Origin of the sequence: Diaphorobacter sp. JS3051 (genome assembly GCF_015832135.1) — a bacterium.
Taxonomy (GTDB): Bacteria; Pseudomonadota; Gammaproteobacteria; order Burkholderiales; family Burkholderiaceae_C; genus Diaphorobacter; species Diaphorobacter nitroreducens.
This window is the reverse complement of the sequence record NZ_CP065406.1, coordinates 1,217,133-1,232,510: the sequence shown is the minus strand read 5'-3', so window position 1 is coordinate 1,232,510 and position 15,378 is coordinate 1,217,133. Positions and strand designations below refer to the sequence as shown.

At 66.0% G+C, this 15,378-nt stretch carries 9 protein-coding genes; 3 read left to right on the top strand and 6 right to left on the bottom strand.

What is annotated here, in order from left to right; genetic code table 11:
• Positions 1 to 27: 27 nt before the first annotated feature.
• The 4 genes from I3K84_RS05805 to I3K84_RS05790 all read right to left on the bottom strand — a co-directional run bounded on the left by I3K84_RS05805 (position 28) and on the right by I3K84_RS05790 (position 4,147).
• Positions 28 to 861 carry a TlpA disulfide reductase family protein gene (locus tag I3K84_RS05805; protein ID WP_011805638.1) on the bottom strand — a complete coding sequence of 278 codons (834 nt, stop codon included), beginning with the start codon at positions 859 to 861 and terminating at the stop codon, positions 28 to 30.
• Between the two features lie 7 nt (positions 862 to 868).
• A complete protein-coding gene (locus I3K84_RS05800; protein WP_196995688.1) occupies positions 869 to 2,329 on the bottom strand; it encodes an ATP-binding protein in 1,461 nt (486 codons plus the stop codon).
• The gene (locus tag I3K84_RS05795) at positions 2,326 to 3,003 is read right to left on the bottom strand and encodes a response regulator (RefSeq protein ID WP_103737567.1); all 678 of its coding nucleotides are present in this window, start codon (positions 3,001 to 3,003) and stop codon (positions 2,326 to 2,328) included. Before I3K84_RS05795 ends, I3K84_RS05800 begins: the two co-directional genes overlap by 4 nt.
• 142 nt (positions 3,004 to 3,145) lie before the next feature.
• Positions 3,146 to 4,147: an IS1595 family transposase gene (locus tag I3K84_RS05790; RefSeq protein ID WP_196995252.1), complete on the bottom strand. Its 1,002-nt coding sequence runs from the start codon at positions 4,145 to 4,147 to the stop codon at positions 3,146 to 3,148.
• Positions 4,148 to 4,208: 61 nt separating this feature from the next.
• Here I3K84_RS05790 and I3K84_RS05785 point away from each other — a divergent pair, with 61 nt between their 5' ends.
• The 3 genes from I3K84_RS05785 to I3K84_RS05775 all read left to right on the top strand — a co-directional run bounded on the left by I3K84_RS05785 (position 4,209) and on the right by I3K84_RS05775 (position 10,762).
• Positions 4,209 to 5,894 (top strand): VRR-NUC domain-containing protein, encoded by a 1,686-nt coding sequence (locus I3K84_RS05785; protein ID WP_196995687.1) that lies wholly within the window; start codon positions 4,209 to 4,211, stop codon positions 5,892 to 5,894.
• On the top strand, positions 5,891 to 8,473 hold the full coding sequence (locus I3K84_RS05780; RefSeq protein WP_196995686.1) for a helicase C-terminal domain-containing protein: 2,583 nt from the start codon (positions 5,891 to 5,893) through the stop codon (positions 8,471 to 8,473). Before I3K84_RS05785 ends, I3K84_RS05780 begins: the two co-directional genes overlap by 4 nt.
• A 630-nt stretch (positions 8,474 to 9,103) precedes the next feature.
• Positions 9,104 to 10,762 (top strand): P-loop ATPase, Sll1717 family, encoded by a 1,659-nt coding sequence (locus I3K84_RS05775; protein WP_196995685.1) that lies wholly within the window; start codon positions 9,104 to 9,106, stop codon positions 10,760 to 10,762.
• A 267-nt stretch (positions 10,763 to 11,029) separates the two neighbouring features.
• Here I3K84_RS05775 and I3K84_RS05770 read toward each other — a convergent pair whose 3' ends face one another.
• Entirely contained in the window at positions 11,030 to 14,224 is a 3,195-nt protein-coding gene (locus tag I3K84_RS05770) for a tetrathionate reductase subunit A (protein WP_196995684.1), read from the bottom strand.
• A gap of 100 nt (positions 14,225 to 14,324) precedes the next feature.
• Positions 14,325 to 15,371 (bottom strand): NrfD/PsrC family molybdoenzyme membrane anchor subunit, encoded by a 1,047-nt coding sequence (nrfD, locus tag I3K84_RS05765; RefSeq protein ID WP_196995683.1) that lies wholly within the window; start codon positions 15,369 to 15,371, stop codon positions 14,325 to 14,327.
• Positions 15,372 to 15,378: the final 7 nt, after the last annotated feature.

The following is a 15,378-nucleotide window of genomic DNA, read 5'->3' as shown; positions in this document are numbered from 1 at the left end:
CACCTCTTTGCGCCAGCGGCCGCGTTGCTAAGGGGCGGAGTGGCCGCTGATGAGCGCGAGGTGTTGGGCCAGCGTGGCAGCCGACAGCTCGCCCACGCGCACCGCGGCCAGACGGCCCTGGCGGTCATAGAACAGGGTGGTGGGCAGGGCTTTGTGGCCCAGCGCGCTACCCAGCTGGCCCGCTGAGTCCAGCAGCACATCGGCGGCCGGCAGGCGCTGCTGCGCAGCAAACCGGGCGACTGTCTCGGGAGGCTCCCCCTGGTTCACCCACAGAAAACGCACCTGTGACTGGGGCGACTGGGCCTCGCGCGCCTGCAGCATGACGGGCATCTCGCGCCGGCAGGGTGGGCACCAACTGGCCCACAGGTTCACCACCACGGGCTGCCCCTTCAGTTCTGGCAGGGCGACCGTGCGCGCATCCAGCGCCACGCCTTGCCATGAGGGCAGGGCGGCCTGCTCGCGCGGTGCCGTAGCCTGCAGCACGCCCCAACCCAGCAGCCATACTCCGGCGAATGTGGCCAGCCCTGCCGTGGCGCTCTGCCGCCATGGGCTGCGGCGCAGCCACAGCAGCGCGACATAGAGCAGCGCGGCGCCCAGGCCCGCCCAGGGCGACCACCCGCCGTCGCGGATGTCGAGCACAGCCACCGGCGCGCTGGCATACAGATCCGCATAGCGCAGCACAAAGCCCAGCCGCGCCGCGATCAGTGCGACCAGGGGCAGCCGCCAGCCATGCGGGCCGCCCGTCAGGCCACGCCGTGCGGCCAGTCGCTCATGCACCATCGTGCCCAACTGCCAGGCGCCCAGGAGCACCAGCAACATCCACGGCAGGACCAGTGGGCCCAGGTGCAGTACGCGGTCCACGGCGGCGTCAGTCCCTTGCCGCCGAAGAGGTCACTGCCAGCGCCGGAAGGCACAGCCGCGCCCGCAGGCCGGGCTCGGCCGGTTCCAGCGTCAGCGTGCCATGGGCGCTTTCGGCGATGCGGCGCACGATCGTCAGGCCCAGGCCGCTGCCGGGCGAGGTGCTGGACTTGCGCCAGAAACGCCGCAGCGCTTGCTCGCACTCCGCAGGGGTCAGGCCGGGGCCTTCGTCGCGCACACAGACTTCCACCGTGCCCGGGCCGGCATCATCGGCTTGCCAGCGCAGCGTGGCACTCACAGGGGCGGGGCCCTGGTGATGGCGCAGCGCGTTGTCGATCAGGTTGGTGATGGCGCAGGCCAGCAGCGCGGGGGGCAGCGGTAGCTGTATTGCCTGCCAGGCTGCCGGGTCGGCGGGTATTTCTGCCGCGTCCAGCGGTGGGGAGGGCAACTGAATGCCCTCGTTCTCGGCACGCTGCAGGGACTGGCTGCAGGCCAGGCGGAAGGCCTGCGCGATGCCGGTGCCCACGGTGGCGCGCGCCTCTCCCGCGCTGGCGCTTTCCACGCGTGCAAGCTGCAGCAGTTGCTCCAGCGTGGCGTGCATGTGGTCGATGCCTTCGCCCGCTTGGCGCAGTGCGTTGGCGGCCTTGTCGGGGCTGGCGTTGTTGTTGCCCGCGGCAAGTGTCAGCTGCGCCACCTGCACATGGGTCTTGATGGCGGTGAGCGGCGTGCGCAGCTCATGCGCCGCGTCGGCGGTCCAGCGGCGCTCGTGTTCCATGCTGGCATCCATGCGCGCCAGCAACTGGTTCAGGCTGTCCACCAGCGGGGCCAGTTCCTTGACGTCGCGGCCCGACTGCACGGGCGTGGGGTCGTGGGGTGGGCGCTGCACCAGCTCCTCGCGCAGGCGCTGCAGCGGGCGCAGGCTGCGCGTGCCCATCCACCAGGTCAGCAGCAGGATGACGGCAAGCGCCAGCACGAAGGGCAGCACCAGCGTGCGCACGAAGGTCTGCACCAATTGGTCACGCACATCCAGCCGGTCGGCGGTGGCCACGCGCACGCCCTTGTCCTCCAGCACATAGGTGCGCCACTGCTTGCCGCCCTTGGTGATCTGGCCAAAGCCCGCGTTGCCGGCAGAGGCCATGTCCGGGATGTTGTTGGTGCGCGCGATGGGCAGGATGTCCACTTCGCTGCGCACCAGGCTCACCTCGCAGGCCACACCATCGCGGCCAATGACCGACAGGAGCGCATCGTTGCTGGCGCGCGGCGCTGCCGCCAGCTCGGCCTGCTGGAACTGCTGCACGATGCCCACCACCATCCGGGCCGATGCGATGAGACGGTCGTCCAGCAGCGTGCGCAGCTCGCGCTGCATGTTGGTGAACTGCCAGATCGCCACGCCGCTCCAGACCAGGCAAATGGTCAGGCTCAGGCCCAGCACCAGCCGAACCCGCAGGCTTTGCACCGGTCGTGCCGTCATGCCGCACCGCCGCAGTAGCGCGCGCCCAGCCGAAAGCCCAGGCCGCGCACGGTGTCGATCACATCGGCGCCCAGCTTCTTGCGCAGATGGTGCACATGCACGTTCACGGTGTTGCTGCCCACGTCCTGGTCCAGGCCGTACAGGCTGTCATGCAGCTGCGCCGCGCTCAGCACGCGCCCATGCGCCTGCAGCAGGGCCTGCAGCAAAGCCCACTCGCGGCGCGAGATATCTATCGCCACGCCGTTGCGCGTGACTTCGCCGGTGGCCATGTTGACCTGGCAGTCGCCCAGCGCCAGCAGGTCGCTGGTGCGCCCGCCCGCGCGGCGCAGCAGGGCGCGCAGGCGCAGCACCAGCTCCTGCAGGTCGAAGGGTTTGGTCAGGTAGTCGTCGGTGCCGGTCTGAAAGCCGGCCACCTTGTCCTCGATGGTGCTGCGCGCGGTAAGGATCAGCACCGGCAGCGCCAACCCCTTGCCGCGCCACTGGCGCAGCAGGCTGATGCCGTCGCCATCGGGCAGGCCTAAGTCCAGCACGCAGGCATCGAACTGGCGACTAGTCATGTGGGCCTGCGCCTGCGCCACGCTGCCCGCGGTGTCGCTGGTGAAGCCGTGCAACTCCAGCCCGGCCTGGATGCCGCTGGCCACCAGCGCGTTGTCTTCGACGATCAGGATGTGCATGCGGCCCGCTTGGCAAAAGCCCGCATTCTAGGAACGGCGCGTTATCCCCACATTAACGGCGCACCCGCTGCGCCGGTATCATTGACTGTATAAACGCAAGGGGTATCCACTTAGCTCCAGCGTCACCCCTGATGCTGTGTTTTTATCCAGCAATGGTATCTGACTCCCGCTCGTCTGTCTTCTTGCTCACCACATCCGCATAAGTCACCGGCGGCGTGACCACCGCTTGCTGCAGCAAGCGATAAAACAGCATCCCCCGCGAGTTCGAGGTTCGCCGGTTAAAGCGGAACACGAATTCATCGAGATAGGCGTCCAGGTGCTCGGGCTGCACGGACCCGTGATGCGTCCCCAGCACCCAGCGCTGCACCAACGAGGCCACCCGATGCACTCCCGCCATCGACACATGGGCTGGCACACCTGAACCCAGCATGACGGTGCGCTGGTGGGTGTATCCCAGCTCTTCCAGCGCGCGGTAGGCTGCTGAGCCGTCCGTGCGTACATGGGCCCCGGGCTCGACCACCTCCTGAACAAAGGGAACGACGTAGGAGGCGGAGTCTCGGGCTATGCGACGCAGCCGGATGCGTCCAAACCCCTTGGGCTCCACGACCTCCACTGCCATGGCCACCAACACTTTGGTGGTGCTGCTCTTGCGCCCTACAGGGGTGATGGGTTTTTTGCGGTCCGTGATGGACAGGTAGGTTTCATCCACCTCGACAAGCCCCTTGAGCTTGTCCCTGCCTGGTCGAACCATGGCGCGTCGAAACCGGTGCAGCATGGTCCAGGCTGTCTGGTAACTGCCCAAGCCCAGAACGCGCTGCAGCCCCAAAGCGCTCACGCCTTGCTTCTGATTGGTCAGATACCAGGCAGCTGCCAACCACACCCGCAGTGGCGTTCGGGTCTTGTCAAAGATGGTCCCGGAGGTCACTGTTCCCTGGTACTGGCAAGCCCGACACATCAGGCGGGTGCGGCTGGCGCGGTACACATCGCCAGCGTTGCCGCAACGCGGGCAGACGAAGCCTTGGGGCCACCGAAGCTTCTCCAGGAACGCCTGGCAAGCCTCTTCGGTGGCAAACCAGTCAAGAAATTCGTTCCAGGTGCGGGGGTAGTCCCCTCCAGGAGTTGGCGTTAGCATCTGGGTTTCCATCCAGCTATTCTCACGTCACTGGAGCTAAATAGATACCCCTTATAAACGCACAGTCTTTTGTATGCCGCAGCCCGGCCCTGCGCCCGCACCGCACCGCTTTTACTACCTGCACAACTTCCAGCGTGCGCTGGACTGGCTGCACACGCGCTATGGCGACCTGCTCGGTGTGGACGACCTGCAGTTCCTCACCGACTTTCGGCAACTGCCCCAGGCCGCACAGGCCCTGCTGGTGCGCATGGTGATGCGGCGCGGGCCGTGGTTTCGCGCGAGCAAGCTGGCCTATGACGAGATTCCTGACACGCGAGACGCCGCCGCGCCGCTGCTGTCGCGGGGCTGGCTTTGCGCCGATGCGCCCCTGGGTCTTTTGGAGCTGTTTGCCTTGCACACCAAGCGCGAGCTGCTACAGATTTTGCAGGGCACTGCGCTGCACCCCACCATGCGCAAGGCCGAGATGCTGCAGGCCCTGGCCGACCGCGCTGACCTGCGGCAGCCCTACGCCGCCTGGCACCCGCATGCCGACGAGCCCGTGTGGCAGGTGACGGTGGGCGCGCGCTGCGAGCGGCTGCGGCTCATGTTCTTCGGCAACCTGCACCAGAGCTGGGCGGAGTTCGTGCTGGCCGACCTGGGCGTGTTCCGCTACGAGGCCGTGCCGCTGGACGCTGCCTCGCGCGCCTTCCAGCATCAGGCCGATGTGGACACCTACCTCGCCCTCAGCGCCTGCCGCCAGGCGCTGGACGCGGAGGGCGCCGATGCCGCTGCGCTGCTGCAGGCACTGGCCGCCGCGCACAGCGCCACGCCATGGCTGGAGCAGCGCCGCGCGCGGGTCCTGCTGCGCGTGGGCCAGGCCTGCGAGCGCGCGCGCGACTGGCCGCTGGCCGCCCAGGCCTACGCCGCCAGCCGCGCCCCCGGTGCGCGCCACCGCCAGATCCGCGTGCTGGAGCGCATGCAATGCTCCGATCAGGCTCTAGCCCTTGCCAGTCAAGCGCTGGCTGCTCCTGAAAGTGAAGAAGAACACCAGCGCGTGGCGCGCATGCTGCCGCGCCTGCGCCGCAGCCTGGGGCAGGGCGGCGGGCCGCGCCGGCCGGCACTGGCCCCGGCCGTGGCTGCGCTGCGCATGGACGTGGAACTGCCCGCGCCCACGCCGCCCCAGTCGGTGGAGCACGCGCTGCGCGCGCGCTGGCATTGCGCCGAGGCGCCGGTGTTTTATGTGGAGAACACGCTCGTCAACGCGCTGTTCGGCCTGCTGTGCTGGCCGGCCATCTTTGCGCCGTTGCCGGGCGCGTTCTTCCACCCGTTCCAGAGTGGCCCGGCCGACCTGGCCGCGCCCGACTTCGTGGCGCGCCGCCAGGCCTTGTTCAACGCCTGCCTGGCCGAGCTGCATGACGGCCGCTACCGCGCCACCATCCTGCAGCGCTTTGAAGAGAAGCACGGCACCCAGTCGCCCTTCGTGGCCTGGGGCGCGTTGAGCGCCGAACTGCTGGCGCTGGCGCTGGACTGCATTCCGCCCGCGCACCTGGAGCGGCTGTTTGCCCGGCTGCTGTGCGACGTGCAGGCCAATCGCACCGGCCTGCCCGACCTGGTGCGCTTCTGGCCTGGCCGCCCGCCCGGGGCCGAGCGCTATGCGCTGGTGGAGGTGAAGGCCCCCGGCGACAAGCTGCAGGACAACCAGATCCGCTGGCTGGCGTACTGCGTGGCGCAGGGCATTCCGGTGCAGGTGTGCCACGTGCAGTGGTGCGACCCGGCATGACGGCCGCCCCGCGCCCCCAGGTGGTGGCCGTGCGCGCGCTGTGCGAGTTCACGGCCCGCACGGGCGACCTGGACCTGCGCTTCACCCCCGCCCCCAGCGCACTCGAAGGCATGGAAGGCCACCGCGCGGTGCAGCAGCGCCGCGGCGCAGGCTACGAGGCCGAGGTGCCGCTGACCGGCACGTACGACCACCTGACGGTGTGCGGCCGTGCCGATGGCTGGAACGCGGCGCTGGGGCAGCTCGAAGAAATCAAGACCTACCGCGGCACGCTGGACAGCGTGCGCCCCCACCACCGCGCGCTGCACTGGGCCCAGGCCCAGGTGTACGGCCACCTGCTGTGCCAGGCGCGCGGGCTGGCGGGGCTCAAGCTCGCGCTGGTCTACGTGCACGCCACCACCCATGCCGAGACCGTGCTGGTGCAGGAACACACCGCCGCCGCGCTGCAGGCGTTCTTTGCCACGCAGTGCCAGCGCTATCTGGCCTGGGCGCACAGCGAGGCCGCGCACCGCCAGCAGCGCAACGCCGCCCTGGCGCGGCTGCGCTTTCCTCTGCCCGCGTTTCGCGCCGGGCAGCGCGGGCTGGCCGTGGCCGTGTACCGCACCGCACACCCCAACGCAGAGGGTGCCAGCGCCCCCGCCGGGCGTTGCCTGCTGGCCCAGGCGCCCACCGGCATCGGCAAGACCCTGGGCACGCTGTTCCCGCTGCTCAAGGCTATGGCGCCCCCGGCTATGGCGCCCCCGGCCACGGTGCCCCCGGCGATCACCACGCCAGGGCAGGGCGGGCCGGCTCTGGCCGCTGCCGCATCCGGCGCCGCCGCCGATGCGGTGCCCAACGGGGACACTGAAACCGTCAAAAAAGAGAGCGCGCCACGCTTGCCCAGCGGCCTGGACAAGCTGTTTTTCCTCACCGCCAAGGGCACGGGCCACGGCTTGGCGCTGCACGCGCTGGCCCAGTTGCAGGGCGCGCTGGCACCCCACGCGCCCGGCACGCCGCTGCGCGTGCTGGATTTGCACGCGCGCGACAAGACCTGCGAACACCCCGGCAGCGCCTGCCATGGCGATGCCTGCCCGCTGGCGCGCGGCTTCTTTGACCGGCTGCCCGCCGCCCGCGCCGCCGCCGTGCAGCAGCCCGCGCCTTGGGATGCGCCCGCCGTGCGCGGCGTGGCGCTGCAGCACGGCATCTGCCCCTACTACCTGTCGCAGGAGCTGGTGCGCTGGGCCGACGTGGTGGTGGCCGACTACCACTACTACTACGACAGCGCCGCCATGCTCTACGCCCTCACGCAGCAGCAGGGCTGGCGCGTGGCCGTGCTGGTGGACGAGGCCCACAACCTGCTGGAGCGCGCACGCAGCATGTACACCGCGCCGCTCTCGCCCTTCGAGCTGGCCGCCGCACGGCAGGCCGCCACCGGTCCCGTCAAGAAGGCGCTCGACGCCCTGCACCGTCAGTGGAACGCGCTGAACAAGACCGTGGGCCAGAGCGTAGAAGACGCTGACACGCCGGGCGCACCCGGCGTACTGCACACCGGCGCCACCGCACCCGCGCGCCCCATCGCCGCCACGCCCACCTACCAGGCCCACGCCACCGTACCGCCCGCGCTGCTGGGCGCGGTGCAGCGTGCCGTGGGCGCCATGGCCGAGGCCCAGGCCGACCAACCCCTGCCGCCGGGCGACGCGGTGCTGGCGTTCTATTGGTCGCTGCTGCACTTCCAGGCCCTGGCCGAGCAGTTCGGCCCGCATGCGCTGTTCGACCTGCAGCACACCGCCACGCCACCCCGCAGCCGCAGCGGCCGGGCCCGCACACCCGCCACCACGCTGTGCATCCGCAACGTCATGCCCGCACCGCACCTGGCCGCGCGCCACGCGGCGGCGCAGGCCACGGTGCTGTTCTCGGGCACGCTCAGCCCGCCGCAGTTCTACCGCGACCTGCTGGGCCTGCCGCCCGACACCGCCTGGCTGGACGTGGCCGCCCCCTTTGCCGCCCACCAGCTGCAGGTGCGCGTGGTCCCGCACATCTCCACCCGCTGGCGCGACCGCGAGGCCTCGCTCGCCCCCATCGCCGATCTGGTGGCCGCGCAGTACGCGCACCAGCCCGGCAACTACCTGTGCTTTGCCAGCAGCTTCGACTACCTGCAGCGCGTGGCCGCCACCCTCGCCCAGCGCCACCCGCAGGTGCCCCAATGGCAGCAAACGCGCGAGATGGACGACGCCAGCCGCGCCGCCTTCCTCGCCCGCTTCACCGAAGGCGGCCAGGGCGTGGGCCTGGCCGTGCTGGGCGGCGCCTTTGCCGAAGGCGTGGACCTGCCGGGCACCCGCCTCATCGGCGCCTTCATCGCCACGCTGGGCCTGCCGCAGGTGAACGCGGTGAACCACGCCATGCAATGTGCGCTGGACGAGGTGATGGGCCCCGGCCAGGGCTATGCCTGCACCTACCTGTACCCCGGCCTGCGCAAGGTGGTGCAGGCCGCCGGCCGCGTGATCCGCACCGAACAGGACCGGGGCGTGGTGGTGCTGATGGACGACCGCTTTCAGCGTGCAGAGGTGCGCGCGTTGTTGCCACAGTGGTGGCAGGTGGGGTGAGGGGTTTGGTTCGGATGGGGGGCAGCATGCGAGCCCGTGATACCGAAGCGCGCTGGATGCTATGAATGAGGTAGCTGCTAGCGCTTGCCTAAAGCGCCGTAGCGGCCAATTTAGCTGATAAATTCGGAGGATTTGATTCCCCGCGCCGGCTTGAAGGGAAGGCTGATTTTTCAGTGAAATGCGCTGGAAGCACTGAGCAAAGACTGCGCTTCAAAGGCTGTGGGGGCAGCTTGCGGCCAGTAGCGGTCCATTGCCAGAGCCCGCTTGGGGAAAATGGAGTTGACCCTGGCGGGCGTTCGTGCAATGCAGGGTTAACGCCAGTGCCTGTACCCCAATACTGGGATCATTTCCTTCTACAGGGTACGCCATACTCGCTCCAAACCAGCAAACATCATTCCGATAGGCACGCCACTGGCTCACATGCTGAGGGCTTCGGCGCGAAGTGCAAAGACCAAGACACCACGCCATATGAAAAGTCGAATCTAAAGACTGCTTAGGACCGCTTGGCAATTCTGGGGCCGTTCAACGGTGGTTCCAGTTTACCGGCGTTGGCGATGTCGTGGGCGAGGTGTGCGGATCGTTAACGATCTTCCTGCAATACGTTAGTCTTCATTAAAAAGAGAAGCATTAATGAATCAACAAAAGAACTGGCTGCCACTCTCTCAATTGCGCGAGCCTTATAACGACGCAGTCAATTATCGCAGTCGAACGCAACGAGAGTTCTTTCAAAGAATTTTTCTACAAACCGATGCGCTAACAAAAATACTTGAGCCTCAAGTATTTTTCCTTATGGGAGAAAAGGGATCAGGCAAAACCGCATATGCCACATACCTAGAGACCCACAAGACCAACGATCATCGTTGCAAACTAACAACCATGACGGAAACGCAATACCGGCGTTTCGTGGAGTTAAAGCGTCAGGGCAAGCTGGCATATAGTGACTATGCGAACATTTGGCGCTCAATGCTGCTGTTTGTCGTGGGGAGAATGCTAGTCGAAAAATCGAAAAACCCACTTCACTTTTTTACCGGAAAATTCAGTAAAGTGGAGAAGGAGATACAGCGCTGGTCAAAGAATGCTCTCAATCCCGAGGTTGAAAGCGCATTCGAGGCAGTAAGCAGCGAGGCGCTTAATGCAAAACTGGAAGCTGAGAAGGTTGGTGGATTTGCGGGGGGGTTAAAAAATCAAAAAACTGAAAAAAAATCTATCCTAAGGCATCACCTGCTTGAAACAGAAAATTCATTCAAAGAGGCACTCTCGTCCCTTAAATTATCTGATGATCACATACTATTCATTGACGGAATTGACTACCGCCCCGAGTCGATTCAATATCAAGAATACATTGAATGTGTGAAGGGGCTGGGTGAGGCGGTTTGGCAACTCAACACAGAATTTTTTAGCGGAATTCGGGATAGCAAGGGAAGAATTAAAATAGTACTGCTCATTCGACCTGATGTATTTCATGCCCTCAACCTTTATAACTCAAACTCACGCCTCCAAGATAACTGCGTTTTTCTTGATTGGGCCACAACAGAAAAGGAATATGCTGAATCCCCTCTATTTGAACTGAGTGGCCGCTACTTTTCTGCGCAACAATCATTTAAGGTCGAGCCCAGTGAAGCTTGGGAGTACTATTACTTCACTCCGCAAAACCGGGGGTACATATTCAAAAGGCTGCTGAAAATTTCATTTCATAAGCCCCGGGATATACTTACATATATCAGGATCACAAAAAAGAGTTCAGGCCGCGGAAAATCTAAAGATCAAGTTCAATTTCATGAGTCAATAGCAGGTGACCCTGCCGTTAGTCGCGAGTTTTCTGATTATTTACTTGGTGAGGTTAGGAACTACACTGCGTTTTACATGCACAGTGAGGATTTTCCAAAATATTTAAAATTTTTTCAGTTCCTTAACGGTAAGCAAAGCTTTAAATTTGATGCATTCTCTGAAGCATTTCTAAAATTCAAGAGTTGGGCTAACGGCGAAAAATTTTACGCAACAGAATATCTAAGAGATGCCGAATCTCTTTTGCAGCTATTCTATGATGTAAATGTAATTGGCTATTCTGAGGCGGTAGAAGGCAGCGGGGAAACGTACTACCATTGGTCTTACAGGGAGCGGTCTGCAAACAACATCGCCCCTCAGGTTAAAACGACAGGCTCTCTCATTATCAATCCCGGAATTGCCAAAGCTTTGGATGTAGGGAAAAAGTTTGCAACATTAATCGAAGCTGAGCCACAACGGCGCGGAAAACATCGACTTCATAGGGGAAACAAGAGACGGCACTAGTGCTAACTTTCGGTTCAACGCAGACGCTAAAATTGACCATGCCTTCGGTATTTTTATGGCCATTTTGGATGCTCTTAGACTCTAGCTCCGGTGCCATTTAACCTGAGCGTTGAGCGACTGCTTTAGCGGTGCGATGGAGGCCAAGCGAAAGTCTGCAATAGGTCAAAAGCCGCCGCTGATAAAAAAAAACCCATCGCAATTGCGATGGGCTTTTCCATTCAGCGCACCCGCACCCGCAAGCGCCCGGTGCTCAGCACCCGGCAGGCATCACACCTTCCGCACCTTCACCGGCAACCCCTGCCGCACCACCGCCCCCGACACCCAGTCGACCCACACGTTGTCCTTGGCGGGCCGGGTGGGGTCGGCAAAGCCCAGCGTGTTCAGGTTCACGCCGTTGCCGTGCTGCGGGTTGTGGGGCATGGGCTTGCCGTCCACGGTGTGGACTGCGGCGCCCAGCTGCTTGTGGCCGTAGCCGTATTCGATGGCCAGGGTGCCCTGGGCGATGCCGCTGCGCACCAGGGCCACGCCCTGCAGCTTGGCGCCGGGGGTGCTGACCTCGATGCGGTCGCCGTTGGCGATGCCGAGCTTGGCCGCATCCTCCTTGTTCAGGCTGATGGGGTTGTGCGGGTGCACCTGGCGCAGACGGCTGGCGGCAATCGACATGCTGCTCATCAGGTTGGACTTGTAGCTGCTCATGGTCAGCGGCCAGTCCTGCTCGGTGAAGCGCTCGCGCATGCTGCTGCCGTCGGCAAAGCGGGTGGGGAACCAGGTGGGGCAGCCCACGTAGCGCTCGCCGGTCATGGAGTGGCGCATCTTGGCCAGGCCTTCGTGCCACAGCTGCACGGGGAACTTGTAGGCGGCCTTGATCTGCTCGCCCTTCCAGGCGTCTTCGATCTTGTCGAAGCGCCCGCCGCGGCTCATCACCATGGCCACGCGGCGCACTTCCTCGGGCTTGAGGCGCTTTTCCACCTCGGGCATCCAGCGGGTGACGCCGGTGAGGGCTATGTCGTCGTCGCTGGCTTCGGGCACGGGCTTGCCGGCCTGGTAGGCGATGTTGCACATGCCGCGCAGGTAGAAGTCTTCGGCGCTTTCCAGGTCGAGCGGCTCGCCGTCCTTGGTGCTCATCGCGCCCTTGCCAAAGCCGGGCAGCTGCAGCTGCTTGGCCACGGCGAAGACGAAGCTCTCAAAGCTCACCGGCTTGCCGTCGGCGGTCTTGGCGGTGGCGGCCTCCACGGTGGGCCAGCGCACGGTGCTGCTCTTGGCGATCACATCGGCCCAGGGGGCGCCGATGCCCCAGCTTTCGTACGTGACGGTGTCGGGCACGATGTAGTCGGCCAGGGCCGAGGTCTCGTTGATGAACGGATCGACCGAGACGAACAGCGGCAGCTTCTTCGGGTCTTTGAGGGCGCTGACCAGCGTGTTCTCAAAGCCGCAGATGGCATACACCGGGTTGCTCATGTGGTTGATCCACGCCTTCACCGGGTAGGGGTAGCCCAGCAGGCCGGCGGCCAGCATTTCGCTACTCAGGCCCCCGGGCGCCGGGTACCACGGTGCCTTGGCGGGGTAGGGGTTCTGGCCGGCTTCTTTCTTGCGCTTGAACTCGCTGGTCTTCTCGTACGGAAAGCGCGTGCGCGACAGCGCCACGCCCGTGGCTTTGACCGCGCCCTCGAACTGCGCGAAGTTGTAGCGCGGGCCGGGGCCGAAGGGGCCGAACGGGCCAGCGTCCAGCACCCAGCCGCCCTTGACGTTCAGGTTGCCGATCAGGTTGTTCAGCATGGCGATGGCGTAGGCGGTGTAGAAGCCCGCGCCGCTCATGGTGCCGCCGTGCGAGTTGGCCACGGCCTGCTTGCCGTGGCTGGTGAATTCGCGCGCCAGGTCTTCAATCTCTTTCACCGGCACGCCGCACAGGTCGGAGTATTCCTGCAGCGTCTTGCGGCGCGCTTCCTCGCGCAGCTTGACGAACGATGTGCACACGGCGATCGGCGCGGGCTCCTCGGTGGCGCCCGCGGCCTTCAGGGGCGTGAATTCGCGCTCCACCACCAGCTCGGCCGGCTCGGCCACGGTGTGGGGCACCAGCTTGAAGCCGCCCTTGCCATCGGCCACCTGCACCACGTACACGTCTTCGGCCGGGGTTTTCTCGTCCACCGGCTCGGGCATGGGCAGGCCCAGGTCGGCGCCGCGCAGGAACTGGCCGTAGCGCGGGTGCTTGGGGTCGTTGATGAGCAGGTGGGTGGCGTTGCTCCAGCTCGCCTCGCCCGCGGCGGCCATGGCGGCCGGGCCGGGCTGGGTGAGGTACTTGGCGTCGTAGCGCTCGTTGTCGATGATCCAGCGGATCAGCGCCATGGCCAGCGCCAGGTCGGTGGCGGGCTTGATGGGCAGCCAGCGGTTGTTGTCGCCGGCCGCGTGGCTGGACGACATGGGCAGCACGGGCGACACCACCACGTAGCGGTAGGTGTTGTCGTCGCGCGAGCGGGCCTCGGCCAGCTCGCGCCCCATGCGCTGGAACGGGTTGCCCGACTGCGCCGGCGCCGTGCCCAGGAACAGGCCGAAGCGCGAGTTCTTCCAATCCGGCTTGCCGTGCGGCATGCCGGGGATGTTGCCCAGGGCCGCCGCCGTGCCCACGCGGTAGGTCTGGCCGCAGTAGGCGCCGTGGTTGGACACGTTCACCGTGCCGAAGGACTGGCGCGCAAAGCGGTTGATGAGCGGCGTGCGGCCTTCGTTCGAGGCATCGGTCACCAGCAGCTGGTTGGCCTTGGGGCCGTACTCGGGGTTCTCGGGGTCGATCAGCGTTTGCACGTCGCGGATGGCGGCCAGGCCGTCCACGTGGCCTTCGCCGAACAGGTCGCCGCCCTCGCAGATTTCCTTGACCAGCTGTTCCAGCGAGATGCTTTTCCACTGGCCGGAGCCGCGCGGGCCCACGCGCTTGAGCGGGGTGAGCACGCGGTGGGCAGCGGTCTGGTGCTCCAGCATGGCAGAGCCACGTGCGCAGCTGGTGGCGCGGCCTTCCAGGCCGTTGTCGCCGCCCAGCAGGGCGTACACCTCGCGCACGGGCGTTTCCATGGGCGCGTGGTGCGTGGTGGCCAGCGGGTGGTAGGGGTTGCCGGCGATGCGGATGATCTTGTTGTGCTCGGTATCCACGCGCACGCGCACGCCGCACTGCGTCCAGCAGCCCAGGCAGCTGCTGGGGCTGACCACCTGGCCCGGCTGGGTGGTGAGCTGGCCGGTCACGGGGTCGATGCGGAACTCGGGCGTGAGCGAGTTGCCGCGCGTGGCGCTCTTGGTGGCGGTGCCGGACGTGCCGGTCACCAGCCCCTTGGCGCCCTTGGCCACGGTTTCGCCGTAGCCGGCGGCAAAGGCCGCCAGGCCACCGGCCACCGCGCCGCCGCGCAGCAGCAGGCGGCGGCGGTTGGCGTCGGGGTGGGCCTCGGTCTCGGGAGAGGAATGCGGTTTCTTGTCAGTCATGGTCTGTACCTTCAAGGGCAGCGCCAGCGGGTATCACTTCAGTATTGATAGCTGCTCGCGCTTGCTGATATTGCGTTAAAGGCCGATTTGTCTATGAATTTCAGGCGGCAGTGGCCGTGGGTGCCTTGCGGGCCGGGAACAGCTCCAGCGCCCAGCTCGCCAGCCCGACCAGTGCCACGCACAGGCCTGCCACACCCACCATGCCCAGCAGCCCGTCGCCGCCCAGAGGCATGTGGTACAGGTACAGGCCGGCGCCGAACTTGGGCACGCCCTGCACGCCCATGAACAGCGCCCAGCGGAAAGCCCAGGCGGCGGCCGCCAGACCCAGGCCCAGCACCAGCGTGTAGCCCTTGGCATGCAGGCGGTGGCGCCCGCGCAGCAGCGCCCCCAGCACGGCGGCGCCACCGACGGCCGAGCCGACCATCGTCAGGCGCCACACGGGGAAGTCGTTCCACAAACGCAGCGCGGCGTTGAACGAGGGGCTGTCGCCGCCCAAGCCGCTCGCGGCCCAGGCCAGCGCCACCACCAGCAGCGCGCCGGCCAGCGCCAGGCCCATGCCGCGCAGCGTCTGCAGCGCTTCAGCGCCAGGGCGCAGCGCGGCGGGCAGGAAGCGCTCCAGCACGAAGGCCGCGCCCACGGTGGCCAGCCAGCCTGTCAGTGCCAGGTTGACGGGCACCCACAGGGTGTTCCACAGCGGGCGCGAGCGCACCACCATCATCTCGGCGCCGGTATAGACCGAAATGGTGAGCGCCGAGAGCACGAGCAGCGGCGCCAGCAGGCGCATCCAGCCGGTCTTGCCCAGCCACCAGGCGGCGCACATGGCCACGCTGAGCGTGACGAACACCGGCAGCAGCAGCGCGCCGACCGACATCCACGACCAGGGCGTGAAGTGCGCATAGAAGTGCCAGAAGCGCGCGGGCTGGTGCAGGTCGGCCAGCAGCGACACGGGGGCCGCAATGCTGCTGACGGCCAGCGTCAGCACGGCCGCGGGCAGCAGGCGCTGCAGCGTGCCGCCGTCTTTGCCCCAGGCGCACAGCGCGGCCAGGATGGCGGCGCCGGTGGCCACGCCGACCAGAAAGAAGTACTGCACGGCCCAGGGCAGCCAGGCAGCCTCGTAGTGCGGGGTCAGGAGTTCGATGATTTGCATGGTGCGC

Excerpts from the sequence above, each read along its gene's own strand:
- I3K84_RS05790 (WP_196995252.1), bottom strand. The coding sequence starts at position 4,147 with ATGGAAACCCAGATGCTAACGCCAACTCCTGGAGGGGACTACCCCCGC.
- I3K84_RS05775 (WP_196995685.1), top strand. The coding sequence starts at position 9,104 with ATGAATCAACAAAAGAACTGGCTGCCACTCTCTCAATTGCGCGAGCCT.
- I3K84_RS05785 (WP_196995687.1), top strand. The coding sequence starts at position 4,209 with ATGCCGCAGCCCGGCCCTGCGCCCGCACCGCACCGCTTTTACTACCTG.
- I3K84_RS05770 (WP_196995684.1), bottom strand. The coding sequence starts at position 14,224 with ATGACTGACAAGAAACCGCATTCCTCTCCCGAGACCGAGGCCCACCCC.
- I3K84_RS05800 (WP_196995688.1), bottom strand. The coding sequence starts at position 2,329 with ATGACGGCACGACCGGTGCAAAGCCTGCGGGTTCGGCTGGTGCTGGGC.
- nrfD (WP_196995683.1), bottom strand. The coding sequence starts at position 15,371 with ATGCAAATCATCGAACTCCTGACCCCGCACTACGAGGCTGCCTGGCTG.
- I3K84_RS05780 (WP_196995686.1), top strand. The coding sequence starts at position 5,891 with ATGACGGCCGCCCCGCGCCCCCAGGTGGTGGCCGTGCGCGCGCTGTGC.
- I3K84_RS05795 (WP_103737567.1), bottom strand. The coding sequence starts at position 3,003 with ATGCACATCCTGATCGTCGAAGACAACGCGCTGGTGGCCAGCGGCATC.